At 71.3% G+C, this 505-nt stretch carries 1 protein-coding gene; it reads left to right on the top strand.

From position 1 onward, the window contains the following. Window positions 1–342 precede the first annotated feature (342 nt). Window positions 343–505, top strand: a 163-nt coding sequence (locus LPA54_RS36770) for a helix-turn-helix transcriptional regulator (protein WP_228984834.1), incomplete at its 3' end; no start/stop codon positions are given.

Genomic DNA, 505 nt, shown 5'->3' with positions numbered 1-505 from the left:
GCAAGTCTCGTGGGCTCGGTGATGTGTTTAAGAGACAGGGCGAGGTAGGCGAGGGCGTTGCCGCCGGTCATCACGGCGTCGAGGGCCAGCAGGCGGCGCAGCGGTTCTCCGGTCCGGGCGGGTGCGGCGAGCGAGGTCGTGGACATGGGGCGTCATCCTCCGTCGAGAAGCGGTGCGGGACTCGGTGCGTCCACGATCCCGTGCGTCACGTGGCCGGGTCGATTACGTCCGGGGTAATGCGGCGGGCGGCGGTGAAACAGGGCGGTCACCTGCGGCTCGTGAGAGCCTCGGAGGGACATGACAGGATGAGCGCATGCCCGAGCACGTTGGGGAGGCGTGGCGTTGAGTGAACGGCGGGCCGCACCCACCGTGGGCCAGGTGGTCCTCGGACGGCGGCTGTACGAGTTGCGGGAGGCCGCGGGCCTCTCACGGGAGGAGGCCGCCCGGATCCTGCGGGTGGCGCCGGCGACCGTCCGCCGGATGGAGACCGCCGAGGTCGCCCTGA

The organism is Streptomyces sp. DH12 (assembly GCF_020873895.1).
In the GTDB taxonomy this organism is placed as follows: Bacteria; Actinomycetota; Actinomycetes; order Streptomycetales; family Streptomycetaceae; genus Streptomyces.
This window is presented reverse-complemented; position numbering and strand designations above follow the sequence as displayed.